Origin of the sequence: Cupriavidus basilensis, assembly GCF_029335485.1 — a bacterium.
Classification (GTDB): domain Bacteria; phylum Pseudomonadota; class Gammaproteobacteria; order Burkholderiales; family Burkholderiaceae; genus Cupriavidus; species Cupriavidus basilensis_E.
Window position 1 is genome coordinate 1 of the sequence record NZ_JARJLM010000681.1, and the last position, 24,390, is coordinate 24,390.

Consider the following 24,390-nt stretch of genomic DNA (forward strand, 5'->3'; position numbering starts at 1 on the left):
TGCGAGAGATCCCGCACCGCGCCGCGGTCGGCGGAGGTCGCCAGCGCCGCATAGGCCTGCAAGGCTTGCGACACCACGCGTTGACGATCCACCGGCATCCAGGCCCGGTCGCCGCGTGCCTGCATGGCCTGCCGGCGGCGCGCCAGTTCCTCCTCCGGCACCGCCAGGTGCATCCTGCGGTTGGGGATATCGATCTCGATCGCGTCGCCGTCTTCCACCAGGCCGATGGTGCCGCCTTCGGCCGCTTCCGGCGACGCATGGCCGATCACCAGCCCCGACGAACCACCCGAGAAACGACCGTCGGTAAACAGCGCGCAGGTCTTGCCCAGGCCCTTGGACTTCAGGTAGGACGTGGGATAGAGCATTTCCTGCATGCCGGGACCGCCCTTGGGGCCTTCGTAGCGGATCACCACCACATCGCCCGCCACCACCTGGTCGCCCAGGATAGCCTCGACCGCGTCGTCCTGGCTTTCGAAGACGCGGGCGCGCCCGGCGAAGACCCATTGCGATTCATCCACGCCGGCGGTCTTGACGATGCAGCCCTTCTCGGCCAGGTTGCCGTACAGCACGGCCAGGCCGCCATCCTTGGAGTAGGCGTCTTCCTTGCTGCGGATGCAGCCTGTCTTGCGATCGGTATCCAGCGTCAGGAACGTGGCTTCCTGGCTGAAAGCGACGGTGGTGGGAATGCCGCCGGGCGCTGCGCGGTAGAACCTCCGCGCTTCTTCACCGGCGCCGCCGTTGACGTCCCACTTGGCGATGGCATTGCCCAGGGTGCCGCTGTGCACATTGCCGCAGGACACGTCCAGCAGTTCCGCCCGCGCCAGTTCGCCCAGGATGCCGATGATGCCGCCGGCGCGGTGCACGTCTTCGATATGGTATTTGTCGGTGGCAGGCGCCGCCTTGCACAGGCACGGCACTTTGCGCGAGATGCGGTCGATGTCGGCCATGGTGAAATCCACGCCGGCTTCCTGTGCGGCCGCCAGCAGGTGCAGCACGGTATTGGTCGATCCGCCCATGGCCACGTCCAGCGCCATGGCGTTCTCGAAAGCGCTCTTGCTGGCGATGCTGCGCGGCAGGACGGAAGCGTCTTCTTCCTGGTAGTAGCGGCGGCACAGGTCCACCACCAGACGGCCAGCCTGTTCGAACAGGCCCTTGCGCCAGGCGTGTGTGGCGACAATGGTGCCATTGCCGGGCAATGCCAGGCCGATGGCCTCGGTCAGGCAATTCATGGAGTTGGCGGTGAACATGCCAGAACAGGAGCCGCAAGTCGGGCAGGCGCTGCGCTCGACTTCCGCCACTTCCGCGTCGCTGACCTTCGGGTCGGCCGCCTTGATCATGGCATCGATCAGGTCGATCTTGGCGATGACCTGGCCGTCCGCCGGCGACTTGACCTTGCCCGCTTCCATCGGGCCGCCGGAGACGAAGACCACCGGGATGTTCAGGCGCATGGCGGCCATCAGCATGCCCGGGGTGATCTTGTCGCAATTGGAGATGCACACCATGGCGTCGGCACAGTGCGCGTTGACCATGTACTCCACCGAGTCCGCGATCAGTTCGCGCGACGGCAGCGAGTACAGCATGCCGCCGTGACCCATGGCGATGCCATCATCGACGGCGATGGTATTGAATTCCTTGGCGACGCCGCCGGCGGCTTCGATCTCCTTGGCCACCAGCGCGCCCAGGTCGCGCAGGTGCACGTGGCCCGGCACGAACTGCGTGAACGAGTTCACCACCGCAATGATGGGCTTGCCGAAGTCATCGTCTTTCATGCCGGTGGCGCGCCACAGGGCGCGGGCGCCGGCCATGTTGCGGCCATGGGTTGTCGTTCTGGAGCGGTATTCTGGCATGTGGGGCCTCTTTGATTACATTTTGCGGCAAGGTTAATGTACTTCGTGGCGATTGTGAAATATATTATTGCCGCGCTATTGAGACGTTGAAAATATAACTGCCGCTCGGCATCCCTTGTGCCTCATGAGGAACCTGGCGAAGAAACACTGCAAACCCGCGTTCCATGCGCAGGCCCGCGGCTCAGGCACGCTCCGGACAATCGCCCGCGAGAGTGACCGGCAAGCTACCGGAGCCGCTCCCGCTACTTGTACGCGTGCAGGTATGCCAGCAAGTCCTCGATCTGCCGTTCGTCGCTGATTCCCCAAAATCGCATCCTGGTACCCGGCACCACCTTGCTCGGCGACTGGATAAACGCGCTGAGCGTCTTCTGCGACCACACGATCCCCGATTTTTTCATCTCCGGAGAATACTGATAGTCGCTCGTCGCGCCGGCGACCCTGCCAAAGATGGCATTGAGCTGAGGACCAAAGGCACCGCGCGCCGATGGTCCGACGCTGTGGCAGGACGCGCATTTCCTGGCGAATACCGCTCCACCGGCCTGTACGTCTCCAGCCGCGTATGCGGCCGTCTGGACAGTCAATGCCAGGGCCAGCAATGCGATTCTTTTCATTGCGCAGATCCGCTTGTTCGGGGATGAGAAGAGCGCCGTATCTTATACGATACCCGGCCGCGAACGGAATCCGCGCCCGTACCGCGCGTTACGCGCGCGTCCCGGTCCCGTGCCCAGCCCAGACTGCCCGGCACAAGGAGGATGACGCAAAGCCGGACAAACCGCCGGTCCTACAGAATCGCACCGCCGCTGCCGTTAATGGAAGCGGCTTGCCACAACACGGGGAAAGCCGCCGGCAGGCATTCCGGCAAGGATCCGTTGCGCGCCATCCCGGCATCCGATATCGCCAGCCAATCGTTCAGAAGGCGCTCCCGATCCATGAATCCGAACCGGCCAGACCCAGACCCAGGCGATTTCCTTCCAGTGGGCACTGGCGCTCACCTTCGTGGCCTGGTTCGTCGAACTGATGCTGACCATGCTGCTGCGCCCGCCCCTGCTGCGCAGCGGCATGCAGCCGATGGCCGCCGCCAGCCTGATCCGCGTGGCCTGCTATGGGCTGGTGTTCAGCATCATGCTGCATGCCGGCGGATCGAGCTACCGCAAACTGTTCCACGAGGGCGCCGCCAGCGTGCCCGCCACGCTCGGCATGCTGGGCCCGCCGATCCTGCTGATGGTGCCGCTGATCCTGTTGCTCGACGGGCTGGCGATGATCGGCCTGGAGGCGTTGCTCCCCTTGTCCGCGGCCGACGCGCGCATGCTGACGGAGATGACGGGCGGCGGCATCGGCATCTGGGTGCTGGTCTGCCTGATCGCGCCGTTCATCGAGGAAATGTTCTTCCGCGGCATCTTGCTGCGCGGCATGCTCAGGCGCTACGGCCCTGCCGATGCCGCCGTGTATTCGGCCTTCGTTTTCGGCGTGGCGCACCTGAACGTCTACCAGTTCGTCATCGCGTTTGCGGTAGGGCTGTTCGCAGCCGAGCTCTATTGCCGCACGCGCTCGCTCTGGCCCGGCATCGTCCTGCATGCGGGCATCAACACGGGGGTCATGATCTCTGCCGCGCTGGAGCCGGAGAACACCGTGCTGGAAGCACCGGTCGGCGTGTGGGCGCTAGCCATTCCATTGGGCCTGGCCGGGGCCTGGATGCTGCGACGGCTGCTGTGGCGGGCGCGCGGCGCCGGCACGACGAAAAGTGACACACCGCCGGATGCGGCTTGAGCGTGGCATCCCTTTACCCAACAGCAAGCCAAGCTCACAGGTCGAGATGCGACGGCCATCAACTCAGTCCGTCACCGCAAGTTCGTAACGGGCGAAGGACAGCGCGCCTTTTTCCAGGTAGCTGTGCAACGCAAAGCCGAAGCGCTCGTAGAGGGTTCGCAGCGCCTGCCTGTCCGCAACGCAATCCAGCCGAAGATGCCCGCGCTCGAGACCTCGCGCACGCTCGCGGGCAAAAGCGAGCAGCGCGGTGGAAACGCCCTTGCCCGCCCACGAACGGCGAACCGCCAGCTTGTGCACGAAAGCGGATGTGCCGGCCTCGATTTCCGGCCAGAAATACGGGTCTTCCAGATCGAACCGCATGACGCCAACAACGTCGCCGCCATCGCGCGCCGCAAAGTAGTTCCCCGCCACGGTATCGCGAAGCACGCGCTCGTGGCTTACATCCGAAGGCGTCCATAGCGGCCTGCCAGTGCCGGCGAGCCACTGGGCTGCCTCTTGCAGGACGGAAGCCACAGCCTGCGCATCGTCTACCCTTGCTTGTTCGATGCGCAATGGCGACGAATGCGCTTTGGCTGTGGAGCGACTGCTTGTGGCCGATGTCGATTCGATGGTGTCCCGATGATTCTCCATATTCTTGCCCGCTCCTGGCGTGTCTGTTCGAGACAGAATACTTGAATGAGCGCGCCTTACCAGCCCCGGCCACTCCTGGCCGGGAAATCGATACCCTCTGCTTCCCATAAACGGATCAGCATCGGCAGCACTTGCAAATCTCGAACTTTTGGGTACAATGCGCCCCTCACCTTGCCCAGGTGGCGAAATTGGTAGACGCACTAGGTTCAGGTCCTAGCGGTGGCAACACTGTGGAGGTTCGAGTCCTCTCCTGGGCACCACTTGCACTTCCGGGGACTTCCAACGAAGTCTTCTGATCCTCGAAAAAGCCCGCCGCTGCGGGCTTTCTTGTTTTCTGGCGCCTGCCGAGTTCCACCCAAAGCCACCTGCAAACGAGTACATTTTTGAATACATTGAAATGTTCGATGTAAGGAGATGTACTCAGATGGCAGTTTGCGGATAGCGCGCGCGTTCCGGCTGCGGTGGCCAATCAGGAAGTTAGCCGGGCCCCGTTCTTGTCCCATCAACGAATGCAGTACTTTGCCTACCAGGCTGCTCCCATGGAGCCCCGCCCATCAGGATCACGGGTCGATCATGTCCCAGCGATAGAACGAGGGAGGCTCGAAAAGAACTCGCTCATACTCGTAGAGGCTGTGGCCATCCCGCCCGAACACCCAGACGGATTTGCCGTATCGACCGGCACCAAGAACCAGCTCAGTAGGATCAACAACCACTTGACGGTCTTTCGATTCGGCAGCCCCATGGCCGAGGTGACGCGATCGGGTGTGAGCTCCCCTACCTGCGTGCCACCGACACTGGGGCTCTGACTGGGCCTGCGGGGCTTGGTCATAACAACTCCTAACGCGAGCGGGTCGACGAAGGCGTAAGAACGGGGACGGGTTACCTTCCGACATCTTGGCCGAGCGGCAAACCTGACCCCGTTCCGCCGCTTACTCCTGCGCCTTGCCAGCCATGTAACGAGCCAGGGCTTCAAGCCGGCCTTCTTCCCGCATCTCGCGGGCCAGTGCGTCGGCTCGCAAGCTGGCATCCCAGCCGATGGCGAAGCTGAGTTCGTAAAGGCTGTTGTCCCTGTCGACGATGGTCTGGCCCTCGATGGTTTTGAACAACGCCACGGCCACTACCACGTCCTGCTCCACGCCATGGCCCGTCGCATAAGCCTTGGCGAGACCATAGACGCCGTCCATGCCGTCAAGCGCGGTCGCCGAGCGAAACCACTCGACGGCACGCCTTTCATCCCGGTCGACGCACTCCCCGTCGCGATACATATTGCCCAACTGGGCCATGGCGGCGTCTGAGAATTGCCGCGCTTGGCTGGCCTGGTCGGGCGCCACCGCCTTTTGCAGCCACGCCAGGGCTTCTGGGCAGTTTTGCGGCACCCCGCGCCCGCTCCTGAGCATGAGAGCCAGATTGTTCTGCCCCGCCGCGTCGCCTAGCTCGGCGGCCTTGCGGAACCAGAAAACCGCCTGGCTGTCGTCGCGCTTCACCCCCGCCCCGGTCATGTAGTGGATGCCCAGGTTGACCTGCGCAGGGGCATGCCCCTGTTCTGCGGCCTTGCGATACCACTGCGCGGCTTCCTTCGGCTTGTTGTAGATCAGCAGCCCCAGGCGGTTTTGGGTAGCTGCATCACCCTGCGCCGCGGCTTTCCGCATCCAGTACGCCGCCTTTTCCTCGTCGGCGGCCACGCCCACGCCTTCCTCGTATCGAATGCCGATAGCCGCTTGCGCCTTCATATCGCCCGCAGCGGCGGCAGACAGTTCGCGCTTGAACGCGTCGCCTTCGGTGCCGACGATGGCATCGCCCTCCGTGGACGTCTGGCATCCAGCCAATGCCAAGACCATCCAAAGAAGATAGGACTGCCTTCGCACCTTTACCAAGTTCCACATGGCGGCCCTCGCCTACGGCGTGGCGACGGCGTGCTGCTTCAGCAGCGGCTCGGCTTCGACCAGGCGCTGCCGCGGCGCCCACTCGGTGCGGCCCAGCACCGCCCCGGCCGGCTGGTCCGCTGCAAACGCCTCGTCCGGGTACGTCAGCCGCAGCTCCATATACCTCTGGATATGCGTTTCCAAGCGGAAGCCAAGATCGAGAGCGGATTGATTGATGACGCGCAATCGCGCCATGAGCGCTTCGTCCGACTCAGCGCGAAGCGCTGGCAGCGTCTCCCGAAGATCGTGCGCGGTCAGCCGGAGAAAGGCTTCTCCGGCCGCTGCATCGAGCGCCTCGGTTTCCTGCTCACTCAGATGGAAGGCGCCGTCGCCAGGTAGCGTGGCTTCGACCGGACGCGCGTTGAAAGCCTCTCGCCAATCCCGCCCGGGAGCATGCGCGCCGATCGGCCAGATAACGCGATGAATGGGCCCCAGCATCTGATGCCATCGATCTTCCGACAAGCCCGAACTGAACAACTCCAGTTTTCTCGGCTTGATCGGCATCCAACCACAGGTAAGCCTGGCCGTCGACGGCGAGCGCACGATAATCAGGCGCCGGCGCCCGCTTGGGTCCTCGTGACTCGGCAGTGTTTTGCACCGTTATCACCGAGTTCGCACGATCTCCTGGCGCAGTGGCGCAACCGCCTGCCAAAGCGGCTATCACCATGATGCAAGCGGCTTGCCGCCAAGCCTCAACCATGCCGATCGCAATGGGAATCCTGGCCCCAGTCCACGATCTACTGCTCCCCACTGTCACGGATTCCTCTCTCGTTCGTTTTAGGTGTCACCGCACTGAGATGCGTGTGCCCTCAAGCGCCCTGCGTTTCCAGACTGTTCGTTGTCGGAGGCCGGTTGCATAGGAGCGCACGCTTCACGATCCCAAATCAGGGAAGCATGCTAATCGCTACACACCGCCTGGGTCTATGAGATAAATCTGAAAGTGTCATCGAATTTTCTTCTCTTTCCCTGTCCAACTCATCCGCCATTGGACAGTGCTGGGCGATCCCGATGACTACGCACGTGATCCAACGGCGGACCATCATTCGGCAGATGCACCACTCAGATGTCTCGCCAGCCGCACCAGGGCCGTGGCTTGTATCAGCAAGCTGAACACCACCACCAGCTAAGTTACGCCGACCAGCATTTCGCGGCCGTGGAAGTCCGGCAGGGACAGCACGATGATCCCCAGTCCGATCAGGCCAAACAGCACCAGGTTGAGCAACTCGTCCAGCAGGCCCCAGAAGTTGAACAGATGCTCCCGCGTCTTCCCGGACATCGTGGACGTCGAAAGGCCGTGGCCGTTTTCAGAATGATCTTTCGGATTCGTCTCATAGTCAGACTGGCGGAGCGAGACTATAGTGGGAGGTTTCGTTTGCAGGGACGTGCGCTTTGAAGCCGCTTATTTCACCATCTATGATTTCACCGCCTATGCAAAGGATGGCGAGGTCGTCGGTATGCGTGGACTTCGAGGCCTTCATGGAAGGAACGTTATCAATGGGCAATGCGATGCGCTTGCAAGTTGTTGGAGGGTGCGGCGTAGAGGGCTTTTGCGAACCGCAAGAGCATGCGTCACGCGTACATGGGGTCGATATGCCGGCGTCTTGCTTCCCTGGTGACCGATGTCCGTTGTGACGCAGTGGACTCCGCGATGAAAAGCATCCTCCGGCGATGGCTGGCAGCAGGCAGTCTGTTGGCACTGGCATCGGCTCCCAGCGCAGCAGCCGACGAGACGGATTGGCTCTACTTTCCGATGTACCCGAGGGACACGGCACACGCAGTGGATCTGCCCTGACCGGTAGATGGCCTGTCGCAGGTTTGTTTTGAATTTCTCCGGACACCTCGGTGTATGACTTCATCGCGATCCTCATGGTTGGCTCTCCCGAGTGCCCGCCGGCACAAGCTGACGGGATGGTGCGCTTCGATAGCGCTGTTCTGGCTGGCGCTGGCCAGCGGCCCGGCGCGGGCGGAGCCTGGCGAGGAGCCATTGAGCGATCGCTCGGCCATCGAATACTTGTGCGACGTGCATGAGGACATGGCGTGCTTCAAGATCGGTGGCGCCTGGGGCTTCATGGACAAGTTCGGCAAGTTGGCCGGAGAGCCGCGTTTTGCCAATGCGGGTGACTTTTCGGAAGGCTTGGCGGCTGTCGAGTTGGGGGAGCGTTGGGGCTTTGTCGACAAGACCAGTGAACTGGTGATTCCTCCCAGCTTCGACTATGTCAATGGTTTCGCCACCGGCCTGGCCGCCGCCAAGGAGGAGGAGGACGGCAGTTGGGGCTACATCGACCGCCATGGCCAATGGGTAATCGCCCCGGCCTACGAGCAAGCCGGGCCCTTTCAGGGTGAGACGGCCATGGTCAGCGAGCGTGGACAGGGCTATCTGCTGATCGATCGACGCGGACAGGTGGTCAAGCGTTTCGAGGCCGGCCTGGAGATCGACGTAGCCCCGGACGCCCGGGGGCTCTACCACGCCAGGCGCCAAGGCGCCCGCTGGCTCTGGCATCGCGATGACGGGCTGTTCCCGGCGCCCGAGGCCATGAAGTCCTTATACGATGCAGGCGAAGGCCTCCTTTCTACGGTACTGCGTGAGCAGAACGGCCGCGATGCGCTCTGGGGAACGATGGACATCCAGGGGCGCTGGACGGTGCCCGCGCGCTTCGCATCGATCGGGCTATTTCAAGAGGGCCTGGCCATCGCACAGACGGCCGAACCGGCGGGCGGGGATGCCGAGGGCGACAGCCTGTCCGGACGTAGCGTTGGGCTGATTGACCGGCAGGGCCGGTTCGTACTCCCCCCGAAGTACGAGCGGATAACGCGGCAGGCCTGGGGCGGCTACCAGGCCACCTATGCGGGAAAGGCTGGCAGCGACATCATTGGCCGAGACGGACGAGTATTGTTGCCCGCGGCCACTTGCCCAAGCCTGCGCGAGGTGTCGGTCGCATTGTCGGTAGAGACGGCGCAATGGAGTGTCGTGGCGGGTTGCGAGCGGAGCTGGGCATTCCATGCCCGGACGGGCATGGTTCGCAGCCATATCTCCGCACCCGGTGCCTATGCCTCCGGCACCCATCTCATGCTGATCGGGCGGGCCACCGAGGGTACGCAAGTGCGGCTGCAATTCGACATCTTCGACACGACGGGCCGCCGGGTGGTGTCAAGCGAAGACCGTGCATTGCAAGGCGATCAGGCGTTGATGGTAGGGGATACGGTGAGCCTCGTGCCTTCCGGCGAGGCCGCCACGGAGCGCAGTCACCTGGATCTGCTGCCTCTGGCCGTGGTGGTACGGTGGGGCATAGGGAGGGAAAAGACGCAGATCATCACCCGGGACGGCCAACTCGTTTTCAATCCCGAATGGGGCTACGGCGAAATGAGCCACTTTGTCTCCAGCTACCCCGGCGGCCCTGGCGGCAAGCCGCTCGAGGGACCGTTGGTGATGTCCACCCGCGAACCGCCCGATGAGCCGTTTGTGATGTCCTTCTCGGGTGACGACCCCTCCGCGCGTCGCCGTTGGGGCGCCATCGACGGGCGCGGCCAGTGGGTCGTCCAGCCACAGTACTACGACTACTTGAACCCTTTTCAGGATGGCGCCGCGCTTGCCTCGAACGGCATGCACCCGATGGTGGTGGAGCGCGATGGCAAGAGCCATGTGTTGCCCAGGGATGTGCAGCGAATCACGCGCGTGAGCCAGGATGCTTTCATTGGTTCTCCCGGCAATCCCGATGACCCGCTTGTTCGCCTGGATCTGGCGACCGGGCAAATAACCCGGATCACCTTCCCCGGCAAGGTGGACCTCAAGGATTTCCACGAAGGCCTGGTCAGCGCCAGTGACCCGGACGGCTTGCGTTGGGGTCTGCTGGACGACAAGGGCGAGTGGGCCGTGCCGCCGCGTTTCGACAGCCGCCTCGATCCGGTCCTGGACGCGAACGGCCGTCTGGTCGGTTGGCGAAGCGCAGTCAGGTTCCACGACGGCGACATCTCTGGCCGTCTGTTCGGCTGGCTGGACGCGAAAGGCCGGGAGCTGCTGGTACCCGGCTACAGCGACATTGAGTACGATGCCAAGCACGGCATGTTGCAGTTGACCATGGATGAAAAGTTCAAGGGGCTGATGGCGCCGGATGGCCAGGTGCTGCTTGCAGTGCAGTACGAAGACATTGAGCAGTTAGGAAAGATCTTCGTGGAACAGTTAGTAAATATCTTCGTGGTGAAAGAGCCTGCGCAGTACGGCCTCCTCGATGCCCGGGGAGAGTGGTCGGCGCCGCTGGCGACGCTGGCGCGGCCACGGAGGCGTGACCTGCCCTATGAGCAGACGCGTTCCGGTGCGGAGCGTGTGCTGATCGACCTCCAGGGGCGGCGCTCCACGGCGAGTGCGCCGCTGCCGCTTGCCATCGCGCACGGCGATCCGTCGCAATGGTGGTGGTCAAGCACCGAGTACACGCGCTCGGAGGGTGTAGTCACCGTGTTCTACGGCTTCGACTTCAAGGAACGCGTGCGCCTTCCCGGGCGATTGCCTTCGACCAGCGGTTTCTCCGAGGACATCATCGCTTTCACGCCCAGCCGTGCTCGGGGGAAGAACGCTGTCGCCCTGGCTGACCGGTCTGGCAAGGTGCTGGGCCAATATCCCTACCAGGAAATCGGGCGCATGAGCGAAGGCTATGCCGCGTTCAGCCAGGTGTCCGCTCGCCATCCGGCGCAACGGCGCAAACGCACGGCTCCGGAAAACGATGCAGAAGACCCGCCCACCCGGACGGGCTTTCTGAACCGTCAGGGCAAAGTCGCCATTCCTCCGGTATTCGAGCAGGCGCGACCCTTCGCCCAAGGCCGCGCTGTCGTGGTGGTCAAGGACAACATCGGCATGATCGATACGAGCGGCAAGCTGCTGGTGCACAGCGCCTGGCTATGCGGGCGCGAGCCGGTGATTCTCGATGCCGACGGCCGGGTGCAGTGGCCCGCCGAAGCGGCGAAGCAAAGGAAGTGCCATTAGCATGTTGTTGACGGTACAGAGGAACATGCCGGACGTCGCTTCCCCGCCCAGCAACGTCCGGTCCGCAAGATGTTTGGCTCATTGCACTCGATTTTGGTGTTGTTATCTGCTTCTGCCCTTTTCTTGCGTTGAATCTGCACCGTCCAAAGAAAATGACGCATGTCTATTTCAGTCGACACACCCAACGTATCTATGCCAAGGAAGGGATGTTCATTATCACGTCTACCAGAAGCATCACCGCTTCGTGCGCGAACGCGACAAGGTGCTGCGTATCAACGAGATCTGGCGCGACACTCGCGAGAAGGGGCAGCAAGGAACGCTGCTTGCCGCCGAATGTCTTTATCGCAATCGGGCCCGGGCGATGTATCCCGTGGAAGAAACCCGGCTCCAGGAAGCCAGCGAAACGTTGGTGCCAAACATTGCATTGACCCACGAACCCGATGCCCCGGCTTCTGCCTCAGAATCCGGCTCGCAGTGAACCAGACCGATCCTGAAACAATAGCCCCATGTTCTTCTTCCTTTACACCCTTGTCGTTGCAGGCATCGCCGGGCTGTTGATCATGGGGAGCGCCTTGATCTTCGAAGCGGGTCTGCCCAGGACCCGCCGCAAGCACTTGCTGTGGGCTACCGCCATCACGGTGCTGCTGGCGCTTGTGATCCTCGCGCCCGCCGATATGCGGTCATTGTGGCTCGCTTGGGCCGGCCTCTTTTTCATCGGGGCATGCTGTGGCGTGCTAGCCTCGGTGGTGCTCGTCGGCTTACCTGCTTTGGCTTACGCCGCATCGCGCAACTTGGGCACCGCGATCCGGGTGGTTTTCGGTCTGCTCGCCCTGGCGCTGGCCATCCCGCTCTTGATGTTCTTCATGGTGGAACTGCCCGAACTACTGATTTCGGCCCTCGGCGTGGACGGTGGGGAATTCTGGCGCCACGCCTACTTTTTCCGCTCCGGCGGCAGCTACAACATCCCTCTCCTGACCACCGCAGGCGTCTTCATCGGCGCTGCATTTGGCCCAGTATTGGCAGCGTTCGCCGTCGCCTACCGGGAGCGCCGCCACCCCACGAGCGGGAATGCCCCCGTCTGGCGGCGACTCACGCCCGAGGAACACGATGCACAGAGCCAGCTCGAAACCCCGGCCCGCAGCGGCGTCACTTATCGACTGGATCTCGAAACAGGGCTGCCAACGCACTGGAAAACCGACGACGACCCAATCTGGCGGCGGCTCACGCCCAAGGAACAAGACGCTGCGCGTCGCTGCCTGCCTGAGCTTCCATCGTCGCTCGCGATGCCACGAGCGAAAGCCAGGAAACGCGCAAAGCGCCCACCGCCCCAATAGGGATTCAGGGCTGGGCAGCCTTGCACATGGCGAGCTTGAGTTGTAGTCATCGTCTGTGCATCAGACGGTATTGAGACATTTCTTCGGTATTGGAAGAATGAAGACATTTCCTAGGCATTTTCAGACGTGTCTTATGGACGGCCGCGTCCCCGCAGGCCACACTTGCACGATTCCGGCTGGGTGCTGAGGAACGCTTCAGACATCAACGATGCGGGACAGATTGCCGGCACAGGCAGACTGCATGGTGAGACGCGTGCATTTTTACCGACGCCGCACGTCGAACCGCCCCGCCCGCCATAACTGGCTTGCCGCAGGCTCCTGATGGGCCACCACGCTAAAAGTGAACCCGATCCCGGTCTTCACGATCCCCGTTCTTCGAACAGAAAAAACCATCGCTTGCACACCTGGACCATGAGCCTTACCCGCGACAAGACCACGACGCCAGTCCCGGCTGAGACAATGTCAGCCAACGTCGTCATCCGAACCCGTTGGCACCAGGCGGCCGTGTTCGCCGGCCCACTTTCGCCCTTGGTTCTGTTTCTGGCGATACCCGTCACGAGCACGGGAGGCTTGCTCATGGTGCTGGGCCTGGCGGTGCTTTGCTGCGCCCTGCCGCTGATCCTGGCCTTCAAGACCTATCCGCCCCTTCGAGAAGTCGCGCGCATCGAGGGCGATCAGCTCACCTTCCAGCACTACGGCAGCATCCCCTTCAGCAGTATCACGGGCTACAACCTGGATGACTACATCAAACTGGAACGGCAGGGACGCTGGACGTTGTTGCTGCAAGGAGACCGCAAGACCCCCGGGTACGGGGCCTTCTACACCAGCTTCGCCGCGGCCATGGCGGACTGGCGTGCGCGCCATCCAGGGCAGGTTCCCCTGCAAAGCTATTTTTATGGCTCATGGAAAGCCAGAACGCTCGGCATCGCGATACTGGTTGGATGTCTGGTCATGGCGCTTGCCATACTGGCCTTCGGGGTTGCCCGTGAAAAGCTGTACTTTCTCCCGATGTTCGCGATCTTTGCTTGCCGCCTGATCTTCAGCCGCCGCCATCCTTAAGCGCCTGACGAGTTGCCCTGGATGCGCTTATTCTGGTTCATCGCAGGAAACCGTGGAGGGTTCCAAGAATAGAGAACGAGGCCAGGTTTGCTTCGATGCGATGGCCGATAAGCGGATGAACCAGCGAGAACGAGTTCAGGAAGCGAATCTGACTCCGTTCTTGTCACAGAGAGAAAATGGCCGTGCGACCTTCCCCTGCAACGGACTCGAAAGAAAGCAAAGCGACGTCTCCATCCGTCGAGCCATTGAACTGGAAGATGCTCTATCGGATACCGGTGGTGCTGTTGGTGGTACTTGCGCTAGTCGGGCCTGGGCTGATTGTCGGCTACCTGCCGATGATCGCCAGCGAGACCCTGGGCGCTCAGTTGGATAGGCCGATGCGCTACGCCCCGTACTCGACCTGGCTCTGGCGAGGTTTGCTGCTGCTGTGCATGACGCACGTGGCGTATGCCGTCTACCGGCTGGCAAGTTGGCTGGGCAGGAAGACATCACCGGCGCTTTTCCCTGTAGAGATTCTGGTGCCGATATCGCTCTTCGCCTGTTGCGTCGGCTTTCTCAGTGACCAACACGTCATCCTGAACGCGATCAATGTCCATGCGGGATTCCGTATAGAAAAGAGTGCGACGCTACTCGAATCGAGTGTGTCGTGTACCACAACATCGGGCAGGTCTGGCCGCAGGAGCACGACGTGCGACCGACGGACCAGGATCATTGGCCCGGAAGGAAAACTCTACGTTCGCGGCCCCACTGATGACCGCGTCATTGAAGCGTCGCGTCCGGGAGATCGGCTTCAGTTGACCATCTGCCAGAGCATCTTCGGCACGTCGCTCATGGCGGTCGACCGCATCGACCCCTGGGGCCGGAAGCCGTCATCGCTCGATCGAAGTGTCGAGGCGGACTCGGCATCGCCGGCAGCGCTGACGTGCAAACAGCGGAAGCCACCACCTTCGCCGTCCGTCATGGATGCGCTATCTGTCTCTCCGCACAACGCTACGCCCTGACTCCCCATGCATGATCATGCCATCCTCAGACATGGAAGCGGTCGGCTTGTCGCCGTTAAAGCGGGCTGGAGTTGGCCCGCCTTCCGGTACGGGCCGTTCTGGGCGCTATGGCAGCGCCAATGGCGTGCCGTCGGCTACTGCGCGGCCGTGATGCTGGGCTGTGCCTTGCTCGAGTTGTGCGGCGGCTGGCTCGCTGACCGCGTGAATTTATGGTTCAGCACCGTTGCATTCGTGATGGCCATCGCACTTGGCCTCACCGGCAATCGCATGCAGCACGCTAGCTACATGCGCCGGGGCTATAGGCAGGTGGCCCGCCTATTTGCGGAGTCAGAGGAAGAAGCGTTGAGCGCGTATCGACAGGCGCACCAGGCCAAGAAGCAAAAGCGCGCCAATCGACGGCGCGCGCGGGCAGAACCTGCAGAGGGATCCACACATGCCTCGCCTTGAACGCCGTCGTGAGTCCCGCCCCCCTGCGCCAGACCATCGATACCTGAAGCATCCCATCATCATCCGTGAATGGCGCCTGTTCTTCTGGTTCTACGTCCTGGTGGGAGCGCCGATGGCGATCGCGACCGCGGTGTTCATCGTCGTCGACGAGGCTAGCCGCCCGCAGCCTGGGTGGGGTTCCTTTCTGGCGCTCATGTTGTTTCTTCTGGTCCCCTTTTCGGCGTGCGCGCTGCTCCCCGCCCTTCGCAGGCAGCGACGGATCCTGCTGGAGGTGAGACCGGAAGGGATATGGTCGCCGCAAACGGGCGCCGTGCCATGGGAACGGGTCAGATTCCTGGGCTTCCGGGAGTACTGGCGAAACGCGAGGCATTGGTCCACTTTGCTGGAGCTGTTCGTTTCAAGCGAGTTGATGCCCGACGTGATCTTCGATCTCGATGACACCAACATCTACTGGATAGGCAGGTTGAGGCGCCGGCTTCAACGCGTGACCCAGGTCAAGGTCCACAAACTCTCTACCCGTGGTTATCGGAGCCTTGATGCGCCATGGAAGGCAAACGGAAATACGCACGCGATTGCGGCCGCGTCCAAGGTCAAGGTCAAGGCGAAGGCCCATGATCAGAGAAAGCGGACGTCAGGCCATAAAAGGGCGGCGCTCGACGAAGCGCGGCTGGGCGCCGGCTCGTCGACACGCAAGGCGATGGACTATCGCACGCCAGCCGCTGCCGGGAAGCAAAGGCGGACGCGAGGACGGGGCCGGCGTACGTGACCGCGTGTGGCATACCTTGGTCAGCGGCATGTCCTTCACCCGCGAGGGCTACGACTTCCGCTACGCGCCACTGCACTCGCCGCAGGAGGCTCGAACATTGTCATTTGGCCGGTTGGGTGACTGGAACAATGACTATCGTGTGAAATGCTTCCGCGAGCATACCGGTCTCCTGGGCCTGACGTGGGCAAGCGACCTGCGGGATTGCCCCGAAGGGACGCGAGACGATGTATTTACCTCGCTGCGCCTGGCGCGTGTCGGTCCGCAGGAGCTAGACGATTTGACGCCCCATTGGTCGTTGCTGCGGAATGTTTCGAATCCCAGCACGTGGGGCACGGTCCAGGGACGTATCGCGCACGACACCGCTGATGGGATGCTCTCGACGGACAGTGTCGCGTTCGCAGAGAATAGCCGTTTCGCGGCATTCGATGGACTTCGTACCGTTTGGATCGTCGATAAGAACAACCGGGCGGTTAGTTACATTCCAACATCCTATAAGCCTTGCATTGATGAGTTCTGCAAGTTGCAGGGTGTCATTGATGAGCGGGACACCTTGTATATCTGCGCGAAGCATAGAGAAAACCGTCCTTACGATTGCCAGGACACGCGCTTGTCTTCGTAGGACACGCCATGTCGCACTCGCCGGGAGGGTCACGTCAACGCGAAGCAGGAGCGGCGTCGGATCGACCTCCGACACGGTGAAGGCAAACATCGAGCCAGCCTGTTCCCTGCCAGAGAGCATCATGTGCGAACGTATTCAGGCGATCAGGATCGCCATTTTTGTGGTCATCGGCGTGATCATTGTCACTATGGCACTTGCCATGGAATGGCACGACAGGAAGCGCGGTATCGATATGAAGTCGTCCGAGAGCTTCTTTGAGATCTGCCGCAGCGTGTCCAAGCCGTTTTCGCGACTGATCCTGCTTGGCTCTTGCGGCGTGGTCGTCTTGTTCGTTAGCCTGTTCGTGCTCACGCTGTGGGGTAAAACGCAGGGGTGCATGTTTCCCACGCGCAATGGCGGTACCTGGTGACGTGGGAATTCGACAACTCCACGGGCGCACCCTGGCAAAGGACAAGGGGCGACACCCACGTCAGCCCGAAGCTCGCGCAGAGGTGCCTGGATGCCGGTGAAACACGTCAAATTCCCTTGAAGCGAACTCGCTAATCTTACTGTGCCGTGCGCCGTGCCAAGGCGCTGTCTTTCAGCGGGTGCGAGTTCCGTCCGGCAACTTTCGCTCCGGCCGCGTAGCAATTGGCATGCATGCCCGTCAGGAAGCACGCGTCTTTAGGATTTATCTCACTGTCTTTAGGATTTATCTCATTGATCGTTGCGGTTTGCAGCAATATACTACGCACTGATTGCACAGAGATTTCTAAAGGATATTTAAATGGGCCTGGCCATAGGCGGCGTTATCGCAAACATCATTGCAGGGCTGGCCTTTCTCTCCGGCCAATATTCCGAGGGAGGCAGCTCCTTCCTGGATGTAGCCGCGGCAATTCTAGGAACATTCCTGGCCATCTCCGTACTTGGGCTCATCCTTGCTGGCGCGGGCAAGAAGAAGCTCGGCGGCACCCTGGTCATCATCGGATCTGTCCCATTTGTTCCACTGGGTCTGATTGGCGCCATCGGTGGACGAAAGATCATCCAGTCCGACCCCAGCGCCAATGATCTTGATGCCCGACGTCGCGCGGCTGCGGCTTTGGTGTCGTCCTCGGCAGATTCGTCGCGGGATACGTGATGGCTGACAACGTCTCGTCCCCAGTCTCGACGGCCCTCGCATTTCAGGCCGACCGTCGAGCAAATATGATGATCGGATTTGGCTGCGTGTTTATTGTGGTGGCGCTTTTCCTGGCGGCCAATTTTGGCGGAGCCGGCATAGGAAGCTTTGTCACGGTATCCGTCATGTTCATCGCGATTGGCATCTTCAAGCGGTCAAGCGTGTATCTCCGGTTTGACGCGGACTATTTCGAAACGAAGTTGGCGCTCGCCGGCGGGTGGCACACGGTGCTTTACAGCGAAGTAACAAGCAGTGAAGTGAGCGACAAGCTTGTCGTCGTTTACTACCGAAAGCACGGCCAACCAGCAGATTCGAAGCCGCAGCGAATCCGTATCCACCTTGGCGAACTTCGCACCGAAGATCTTCCATTGTGCATTGATGCGTTTCGTAAACGTTTGCCGTCACCCGCTTCAGCCTGACATGTTTCCGGCCGGCTTGGGATTTTCCGGCCTCGTGTGGTTAGCCTGCGCATCCCTCGCGCACGCCGAGCCTGCGTCGCCTGACTATTGCTATCCGCAACGGCTGTTGGCCATCCACGGCATTCAATACCGGCAGGATGCAGCGGCGGCCCGGCGCGCGCTCGGCAAGCCCGACAACATCCAGCGGTTGACTGTGCCGGGCACGGCAGGCGCCTTTCAGGTAGACCGGTGGCGCTATCCCGGTCTGCAGCTTGACGTGAAAGCCTCGACGCGAGAGGTGGAAACACTTGTTGCTACCGGGCCGGCGTCCGCCATGCCGAATGGCGTGCGTGTCGGCATGCCTATTGCGGAAGTCTCGCGACGCCTGGGCGTGGACGTTGGCGGCATGCTGTCGCCGGAGCTGCGGTGGACGCCGGCATTGTGCGAGCGCGGCCCGCATGACTGGATCTTTGTTGGCCCGATATTCACCTTTGCGCGAGATGCGAAACAGGTCCGGCTGCGTTCGATCCGGATACAGCGGATTTGAGTGCGAACGTGGTCTCCGGCGGCTGAGCATGGTGGCGCGGCACAAATTGCTGCACAAGCCCGCCGCCAGCATCAAGCTCTTTACTGGTCATTGAACCTACCTATCTACAGATGGCGCATGTGAATCTGCTCAAGCTGTCCCCCGGTGTCCATGCCGGCCTGCTGATCCGGCCGCGCTGGCCTGCGCGGCACGTCTGCGTGGATGCGCAAGTCCTGGGCAAGCTACTGGCTATCCAGGCCGAGTTGCCCGCGAAGATTGACCTGATCCTGACCCGAGGCTATGAGCCACAGGCGTCCGGTCTTGGTCTTGCCCGCAACCGGTTTCGCGCGCTGGGCATCGGTCTGTTCCGCTTGCTTTATCCCGCCAGACGCGACGAGCTGGCGGATATTTTCGGAAGCAATGGACATGATGTCGATGGCACGCATATCGACGTTTCATTTCGGTTGAACGGCCGTCGGGTGCGGATGCTGCCGCTGGGTGTCTTTACGCCATCTTTCTTGCAACGGCGCAGTGTGCGGCGATCCGCTTCGGTCCTGGCGCAGATCCATTCCGCACTGATACAGCACGGTTTTCGGATTCATCATAACGCCACGGAAAGGCTGCAGATTCATTGCGATCTGATCCGGTAGCGCAGATATACGGCCGCTCACATCAGCCTTTCCCTGGACGCCGGAACCCCAGACCGGCCGTGATCGCACCACCCTGTTCACCTGTTTCGATCCGCTGCTTCAGCAGCCGCAACACCACGGTATGGAAATCGTCCAGCGTGCGATCCGCCCACCAGCGGCCGTAGGTATTGACCATGGTGCGCATGCGATAGGTGGAGGACAGGCTCAGCTCGGTGCGGCCATCGCCCAGGTCACGCATAACGTATTCGCCCCGCAGGAGATCGAAGTAATGGTCCCCGATCACGACGTGGGTATCGAGCCGCCGCAGCGCTTCGCGTGCCGGGGACACGTCCACGCGGTACCCCAGCCGCTGCGACGGTTCCCATGCGGTGACGTACTCCCGGAAATGGATGCCATCGTCCCAGTACAGATCCCGCACGGCACCGACGCCGGTGCCGCTGAGACCGGCTGCGCGCGGACGTGGCAGGCCGATTGCATGCGAAAAACTCCAGCTCAGTTCCTCGCGCCGGATGTCCGGCACGTTGAGCAGGCCCTGCCATACTGCCGCTGGCGGCGCGCTGATGACGATGCGATTGCTGACGGTGTGGACCAGTTCGGGCACCGGCACGGCCGATTCGCCAAGTCCCACGGCCAGCGGCAGCAGCGCGAAGCAGCCGACCATGCCTTGCCGCAGGTGCCGGCGCGCGCGCAGGCGATCGGCTATCCAGCCAGCCAGAAGGCCACCGCACGAGGACAGCGCCAAGGTCACCGGCGCCAGCATGATCAGGCAGATCACGGTCTCCCATTGGATCAGCGCGAATACCGTGTAGTGCATCGCGATGGACAGCCACGGTGCCATGCAGCGATACGCCATGCTGGACCGCTGCGCCGGCGAACTGAGGCCCACGCAGACCGCACCGGTCACCAGCGGGCTGCCGAAGATGCCGGTAACCGAGACGAAGCCTTCAGGCAGCCAATGCAGGCGCATCAACACGTACAGCAGGGCCCCGTAGAGCACGCCGCCAAGTACGCCGCCGACCGATGCGATCCAGATTCTCCTGCGCGACGCCACTGCCGGCATTTCGCTCATTTTTTCCATTACTTGTCCGTACGGCCATTTTCTGTAAATTTGGCACGCATTGTCGCATACATGGATCTCGGCTCGGATTGTTGATCCTTACTCAACATGGAAGGCATACTCGGGACACTTTGAAGCCCGCTCATTTCGCGCCTGCCCTGAAGCCGCTTGCGAGCTATGTCTTGTTCATGCTGGAAACCGGCATTCCGTGGGAAGACTTCCTAAACGCTGGACACGCATTGAATTAGCTGGCAGGATTCAAGACTTGCGGCCAAGCCCACTGCGGCCACGTCCGCCGATTCGCCATATATTCGCTTTAGACTCAACACAATGAAGATTCAAGCTATCAAAGCCTCCGTTCACTCGATGCGTATGCCCCTGGAAGGATATCCCCCCGGGCGCTGAGGGCTTTTTTGCTTCTAAAAAGGGACGCCGCCGGCGTCCCTTTTTTCTTTTTGGAGCTGCAATGACATACCGATATATCACCACGCCGATCTACTACGTGAACGACCGGCCGCATATGGGCCATGCCTACGCCAGCATCCATGCGGACATCATGGCCCGTTACCTGCGCGCCGCCGGGCATCAGGTGTTGCTGCTCACCGGCGCCGACGCGCATGGCGAGAAAATCGCCAAGGCCGCGATGCAGGCCAACGAGGCACCCCATGCGTTCGCGGAGCGTCACGCACGGTCGTTTGAAGAAGCGTGGCGGCGTCTGTCGGTTGAACCGGATCTGTTCGTTCGCACCACTGCTTCCACGCACGCCGAGGTCGTATCCGCATGCCTGACGCGGCTCTTCGAGGCCGGCGAGATCTATCTCGCGGATTATGAAGGGCTCTACTCGATCGGCCAGGAGCGCTTCGTCACCGACAAGGAACTGGTGGACGGCAAACTTCCGGAGGACAAGGATCCGCCTGTGCTGCGGCGCGAACCCAACTACTTCTTCCGCATGGATGCGCACCGCGATTGGATGCGCCAGTTGCTGCTGGACACCCCGGATCTGATCCAGCCCACGCAATACCGTAGTGAAATACTGAAGCTGCTGGAAGAACCGATAGGCGACCTGAGCATCTCGCGCCCGGTGGATCGTCTCGATTGGGGCATCCCGATTCCGTGGGATGCCGGACACGTTACCTACGTCTGGTTCGACGCGCTGCTCGGCTACGTTTCACCGCTCGGCTATCCCGGCCAGCCTGCCTTCGCGGATTACTGGCCGTCCGTGCAGCATGTGATTGGCAAGGACATCCTGCGCACGCATACGCTCTTCTGGCTGAGCATGACGCATGCGCTGGGAATCGCGCCGTATCGGCGTTTGCACGTGTCCGGTCACCTGCTCGGCTCGGATGGCCGGAAGATGAGCAAGTCGCTTGGCAACGGCGTTGATCCGCTGAAGGCGGCAGAAACGTACGGTGTCGACGCCTTGCGCTATACGCTGATCCGGGAGATCAGTTTCGGTTTCGATGGAATCATCAGCAACACCGTTATCGAACAGCGCCTGAATCGCGACCTGGCCGACGATCTGGGCAACCTTGCATCGCGCGCCTTGTCCATGGTGACAAAGTATCGCGACGGATGCGTGCCCGCGCCGGCAGCTTACGAAGCGAGCGAGGTAGCGATTATCGCGCGCGCCACCGAACTGCCCGCCATGGTTCTGGCGCTCGTCGAAGAGATGAAGCTTGGACGCGCTGCGGGGCAGATCATGGAATTCGTGAAGCAGCTCAACGGGTATGTCGCGAGCAGCGCGCCATGGGTATTGGCGAAAGACAGCAAGGCGTCAGACCGGCTGGATACGGTTCTCTACACGCTCCTCGAAGCCCTGTACAGCGTTTCCAACCTGCTGTCTCCAGTCATGCCGGGCAAGATGAACGAGTTGAGATCCTTGCTTGGCGTATCTGCCGAGCCGCGCTGGAACTCGCCTTGGGGCCATGGCGTAAAGCCGGGTAGCGTCGTCAGGGAAGGCATCCTCTATCCAAAGCGGCCAAGTGGAATTGGCGATGACGTGTAGGAACACGAGTGCAAGCGTATCGTGGCGACGGCGGATATCAAACGCATCCGCCATCGCCGCGTGAACGGTACCTTCGTTGCCCTGATCATTCTGATTCTCACCGGATTCAATGAGAATCAGAATGCCGGATTTGCCCTTGTCCGACGCGGTACTTCACCCCCGCCGTACGGCGCTCACCTTGCCATCCTTGACGTCCAGCGTGCGGCGTTGCGGGTTGTAGTCCATGGTCCCCGGCATGTGCTGGCCATCCCGGTCGCCAAACCGCCACGCGCAGCCCTTGAGCAGCCCGATGGCATCGGCCTCCGTCTTGCCGATCAGGGTGTCATCGCCAAGCTTGTCGGCCTGGCAGCCTTCCGGCGTGCCGCGGGCGCCTTGGGGGCCCGGGTACGGCACGGGATTCGCGGGGGCCTGGGCGGCACAGCCCGCCATCAGCGTTGCAAACACGATCGCGCCTGCGGCAATAGGTCGGTTCCATCGGGGTTGCTGTTTGGACATGCGATTCCTTTTCAAGACGTGCGATAAGCTCAGCTCAGCCGGCAAGATGCCGGAATTCGCCCCAATCGGACCGAAGGAACGATTGGGACTCGCCGTTGATCGGTGCCGGCATCACGCGAGCGGATGGCCGGCGGCCGAGCCCGGTCAGCCTACCAGCAGCACCGCACTCGCACCACCCTCATCCATCGCCGCCCTCCCCCCGGCCATTCAGCGCGGCCATCTCGCTCAGCACCAGCGTTTCATTCGCCAGCCCGGCAGCCAGTGAAAGAAGCCGCTGCTGGCACGCTTCGGTGAGACCGCCGAACGAGCCCCCTGCTGCGGCATTCTCGCTCGCCACCGCCAGCAGCGCATGAAGCTGCGAAGCCTTTTCAGCGGCAAGGCTAAGGGGGGTTTCCGACGGGGCATGGGCGGTCACGAACATGTCGGCGCCCGTCTGTTCGGCAGTGATGCCGTAGCGGGTGTGCTTATACATCGGGCGCCCTCCATTGCGAAGCGCGCAAGGGCGGACGGATTGCCGGGATGTCGGGAGATGGAATTTGCCCGGTATGGACGAGCGAAGACTGGGGCATAAGATGCCTCCTTCCTGAGCGGTTTCTAGAATATCGCCTGGTAGCGACGGTCCGCCTTCTCAACGAGCTGCTAATCCCGGCCGCTGCTTTCGCAGCGACGCGCGAAGTATAACGTGGCCCGCCGCCGCCGAGCGCGGTGGCACAAAAAAGTGACGCCGCTGCCGCGATCAAACCACCACGAACCCTAAGCCAACCGCTTGGCCAGCTCCGCCCCATGGGCGAAACCGGCAACCTCGGCCGCCTCCGCCGTCGCGAAATGATCCGTCAGCTTCGAGGATTCCAGCAGGGTCCCCGCCGCCCGGATGTTCGTGCCGGGCCGGCAGACCCGCACCGTGTATTCCCAGGCGTTGGGCGTTCTCTGCCGCACCTGCACCTGTACCTCGTGCGTCTCGAAAACCCGCTTCTTCCATCCGATCTCTTTGGTCATGGCTGTCTCCGCTTCTTATTGGAGGAATTGCATGATCGCCATGCGCAGGCACCCGCCGGCAACCTTGCTTCTACCCACCATCGTATCAAAAGTCGGCATGCCCACCCGGCGCGCTCAACTACCCGGCACCCGCCTCATCGCAGGTGATCCGGAGGATATCGGAACGCGATCCACGCATGCAGCACCGCGGCATGGGCGATCGATGCCATGCCGAACGCCAGGGTGATGGCTACGCTCCATGGCACCGTTGCCATGGCAGGGGATGCAGCGTCGGCCGTGCCTGCCATCGGCGCCACCATGTCCGGCAGGACGCCCGTGCTCCAGCCAAGCAGGATAAACATGGCGCACCCCGCCCACATGCCGGCGCCGAGGTAGCGCAAGGCCAGTTCCCTGCGCCGGGTGAAGGCGGCGCGCTGGTGCAGATGGTTGATGCGCAGGATCGCCGCGGCATTGGCGAGCGCCACGATGGCCATCAGCGACGGCCAGAAGAAGGGATGATCGCTGCGGGCGTCGCGCAGCAGCAGTGCGCCGACGGTGAGGAAGGTGGGCGCGGCCAGGGTCGCGGCGCCCCAGGACAAGGCCTGCCATGCCCACCACGGGCTGCGCCATTGCAGCCGCGGCGGGGCATGGCAGTCCGCCAGGCCGGCGCCATGGACGACATCCTTCATCCGTGTGCCTCCGCGGCTGACGGGGCTGGCGGGGCCCATCCGCGAATCACTTCGGGACGGGCCCCGGCCCGC

At 62.1% G+C, this 24,390-nt stretch carries 26 protein-coding genes and 1 tRNA gene; 16 read left to right on the plus strand and 11 right to left on the minus strand.

The genetic code is table 11. The annotated features are described in order from the left end of the window. Both ilvD and P3W85_RS41815 read right to left on the minus strand, forming a co-directional pair. Window positions 1–1,847, minus strand: a 1,847-nt coding sequence (gene ilvD / locus P3W85_RS41810; RefSeq protein WP_276269131.1) for a dihydroxy-acid dehydratase, incomplete at its 3' end; no start/stop codon positions are given. A gap of 242 nt (window positions 1,848–2,089) precedes the next feature. Then, on the minus strand, window positions 2,090–2,458 hold the full coding sequence (locus tag P3W85_RS41815; RefSeq protein WP_017226587.1) for a c-type cytochrome: 369 nt from the start codon (window positions 2,456–2,458) through the stop codon (window positions 2,090–2,092). Window positions 2,459–2,843: 385 nt separating this feature from the next. Here P3W85_RS41815 and P3W85_RS41820 point away from each other — a divergent pair, with 385 nt between their 5' ends. Continuing rightward, entirely contained in the window at window positions 2,844–3,614 is a 771-nt protein-coding gene (locus tag P3W85_RS41820; RefSeq protein ID WP_276269132.1) for a CPBP family intramembrane glutamic endopeptidase, read from the plus strand. Between the two features lie 63 nt (window positions 3,615–3,677). Here P3W85_RS41820 and P3W85_RS41825 read toward each other — a convergent pair whose 3' ends face one another. Continuing rightward, the gene (locus tag P3W85_RS41825; protein ID WP_276269133.1) at window positions 3,678–4,244 is read right to left on the minus strand and encodes a GNAT family N-acetyltransferase; all 567 of its coding nucleotides are present in this window, start codon (window positions 4,242–4,244) and stop codon (window positions 3,678–3,680) included. Between the two features lie 173 nt (window positions 4,245–4,417). Here P3W85_RS41825 and P3W85_RS41830 point away from each other — a divergent pair. Continuing rightward, window positions 4,418–4,504, plus strand: a tRNA-Leu gene (locus P3W85_RS41830). Between the two features lie 669 nt (window positions 4,505–5,173). Here the strand turns inward: P3W85_RS41830 and P3W85_RS41835 are convergent. The 3 genes from P3W85_RS41835 to P3W85_RS41845 all read right to left on the minus strand — a co-directional run bounded on the left by P3W85_RS41835 (window position 5,174) and on the right by P3W85_RS41845 (window position 7,442). After that, window positions 5,174–6,082, minus strand: a complete 909-nt coding sequence (locus P3W85_RS41835) for a tetratricopeptide repeat protein (protein WP_276269134.1) — start codon at window positions 6,080–6,082, stop codon at window positions 5,174–5,176. Window positions 6,083–6,139: 57 nt separating this feature from the next. Then, the gene (locus tag P3W85_RS41840) at window positions 6,140–6,670 is read right to left on the minus strand and encodes a hypothetical protein (RefSeq protein ID WP_276269135.1); all 531 of its coding nucleotides are present in this window, start codon (window positions 6,668–6,670) and stop codon (window positions 6,140–6,142) included. 619 nt (window positions 6,671–7,289) lie between these two features. Next, window positions 7,290–7,442, minus strand: coding sequence for a hypothetical protein (locus P3W85_RS41845; protein ID WP_276269136.1), 153 nt, complete (start codon window positions 7,440–7,442; stop codon window positions 7,290–7,292). A gap of 708 nt (window positions 7,443–8,150) precedes the next feature. Between P3W85_RS41845 and P3W85_RS41850 the strand changes: the two genes are divergently transcribed. From P3W85_RS41850 to P3W85_RS41910, 13 genes are all read left to right on the plus strand, one after another. Next, the gene (locus P3W85_RS41850) at window positions 8,151–11,141 is read left to right on the plus strand and encodes a WG repeat-containing protein (RefSeq protein ID WP_276269137.1); all 2,991 of its coding nucleotides are present in this window, start codon (window positions 8,151–8,153) and stop codon (window positions 11,139–11,141) included. A 244-nt stretch (window positions 11,142–11,385) separates the two neighbouring features. Beyond that, window positions 11,386–11,619 carry a hypothetical protein gene (locus P3W85_RS41855; RefSeq protein ID WP_276269138.1) on the plus strand — a complete coding sequence of 78 codons (234 nt, stop codon included), beginning with the start codon at window positions 11,386–11,388 and terminating at the stop codon, window positions 11,617–11,619. Between the two features lie 28 nt (window positions 11,620–11,647). Then, on the plus strand, window positions 11,648–12,475 hold the full coding sequence (locus tag P3W85_RS41860) for a hypothetical protein (protein ID WP_276269139.1): 828 nt from the start codon (window positions 11,648–11,650) through the stop codon (window positions 12,473–12,475). A gap of 411 nt (window positions 12,476–12,886) precedes the next feature. Beyond that, a complete protein-coding gene (locus P3W85_RS41865; protein ID WP_276269140.1) occupies window positions 12,887–13,534 on the plus strand; it encodes a hypothetical protein in 648 nt (215 codons plus the stop codon). 176 nt (window positions 13,535–13,710) lie between these two features. After that, a complete protein-coding gene (locus tag P3W85_RS41870; RefSeq protein WP_276269141.1) occupies window positions 13,711–14,535 on the plus strand; it encodes a hypothetical protein in 825 nt (274 codons plus the stop codon). A 6-nt stretch (window positions 14,536–14,541) separates the two neighbouring features. Then, window positions 14,542–14,982 carry a DUF2628 domain-containing protein gene (locus P3W85_RS41875; protein WP_276269142.1) on the plus strand — a complete coding sequence of 147 codons (441 nt, stop codon included), beginning with the start codon at window positions 14,542–14,544 and terminating at the stop codon, window positions 14,980–14,982. Continuing rightward, window positions 14,969–15,748 carry a hypothetical protein gene (locus tag P3W85_RS41880; protein ID WP_276269143.1) on the plus strand — a complete coding sequence of 260 codons (780 nt, stop codon included), beginning with the start codon at window positions 14,969–14,971 and terminating at the stop codon, window positions 15,746–15,748. Before P3W85_RS41875 ends, P3W85_RS41880 begins: the two co-directional genes overlap by 14 nt. Before the next feature lie 28 nt (window positions 15,749–15,776). Beyond that, entirely contained in the window at window positions 15,777–16,367 is a 591-nt protein-coding gene (locus tag P3W85_RS41885; protein WP_276269144.1) for a hypothetical protein, read from the plus strand. Between the two features lie 121 nt (window positions 16,368–16,488). After that, window positions 16,489–16,776, plus strand: coding sequence for a hypothetical protein (locus tag P3W85_RS41890; protein WP_276269145.1), 288 nt, complete (start codon window positions 16,489–16,491; stop codon window positions 16,774–16,776). 357 nt (window positions 16,777–17,133) lie between these two features. Continuing rightward, on the plus strand, window positions 17,134–17,484 hold the full coding sequence (locus tag P3W85_RS41895) for a hypothetical protein (RefSeq protein ID WP_276269146.1): 351 nt from the start codon (window positions 17,134–17,136) through the stop codon (window positions 17,482–17,484). After that, window positions 17,484–17,942: a hypothetical protein gene (locus P3W85_RS41900; RefSeq protein WP_276269147.1), complete on the plus strand. Its 459-nt coding sequence runs from the start codon at window positions 17,484–17,486 to the stop codon at window positions 17,940–17,942. Before P3W85_RS41895 ends, P3W85_RS41900 begins: the two co-directional genes overlap by 1 nt. A 1-nt stretch (window position 17,943) precedes the next feature. Continuing rightward, window positions 17,944–18,468, plus strand: coding sequence for a hypothetical protein (locus P3W85_RS41905; protein WP_276269148.1), 525 nt, complete (start codon window positions 17,944–17,946; stop codon window positions 18,466–18,468). Window positions 18,469–18,578: 110 nt separating this feature from the next. Next, a complete protein-coding gene (locus P3W85_RS41910) occupies window positions 18,579–19,097 on the plus strand; it encodes a hypothetical protein (RefSeq protein WP_430869715.1) in 519 nt (172 codons plus the stop codon). A gap of 22 nt (window positions 19,098–19,119) precedes the next feature. Here P3W85_RS41910 and P3W85_RS41915 read toward each other — a convergent pair whose 3' ends face one another. Then, window positions 19,120–20,166: a hypothetical protein gene (locus tag P3W85_RS41915; protein WP_276269150.1), complete on the minus strand. Its 1,047-nt coding sequence runs from the start codon at window positions 20,164–20,166 to the stop codon at window positions 19,120–19,122. A gap of 454 nt (window positions 20,167–20,620) precedes the next feature. On the opposite strand from P3W85_RS41915, the gene P3W85_RS41920 reads away from it, so the two are divergent. Continuing rightward, window positions 20,621–22,159, plus strand: a complete 1,539-nt coding sequence (locus tag P3W85_RS41920) for a class I tRNA ligase family protein (RefSeq protein ID WP_276269151.1) — start codon at window positions 20,621–20,623, stop codon at window positions 22,157–22,159. Between the two features lie 153 nt (window positions 22,160–22,312). On the opposite strand, the gene P3W85_RS41925 is transcribed toward P3W85_RS41920, so the two are convergent. The 4 genes from P3W85_RS41925 to P3W85_RS41940 form a co-directional block, all read right to left on the minus strand. Continuing rightward, window positions 22,313–22,654: a hypothetical protein gene (locus P3W85_RS41925; RefSeq protein ID WP_035811261.1), complete on the minus strand. Its 342-nt coding sequence runs from the start codon at window positions 22,652–22,654 to the stop codon at window positions 22,313–22,315. 178 nt (window positions 22,655–22,832) lie between these two features. Beyond that, the gene (locus P3W85_RS41930) at window positions 22,833–23,126 is read right to left on the minus strand and encodes a hypothetical protein (protein ID WP_276269152.1); all 294 of its coding nucleotides are present in this window, start codon (window positions 23,124–23,126) and stop codon (window positions 22,833–22,835) included. Window positions 23,127–23,407: 281 nt separating this feature from the next. Continuing rightward, window positions 23,408–23,650: a hypothetical protein gene (locus tag P3W85_RS41935; protein ID WP_017226616.1), complete on the minus strand. Its 243-nt coding sequence runs from the start codon at window positions 23,648–23,650 to the stop codon at window positions 23,408–23,410. 134 nt (window positions 23,651–23,784) lie between these two features. Next, window positions 23,785–24,318 carry a hypothetical protein gene (locus tag P3W85_RS41940; RefSeq protein ID WP_276269153.1) on the minus strand — a complete coding sequence of 178 codons (534 nt, stop codon included), beginning with the start codon at window positions 24,316–24,318 and terminating at the stop codon, window positions 23,785–23,787. Between the last annotated feature and the right edge of the window lie 72 nt (window positions 24,319–24,390).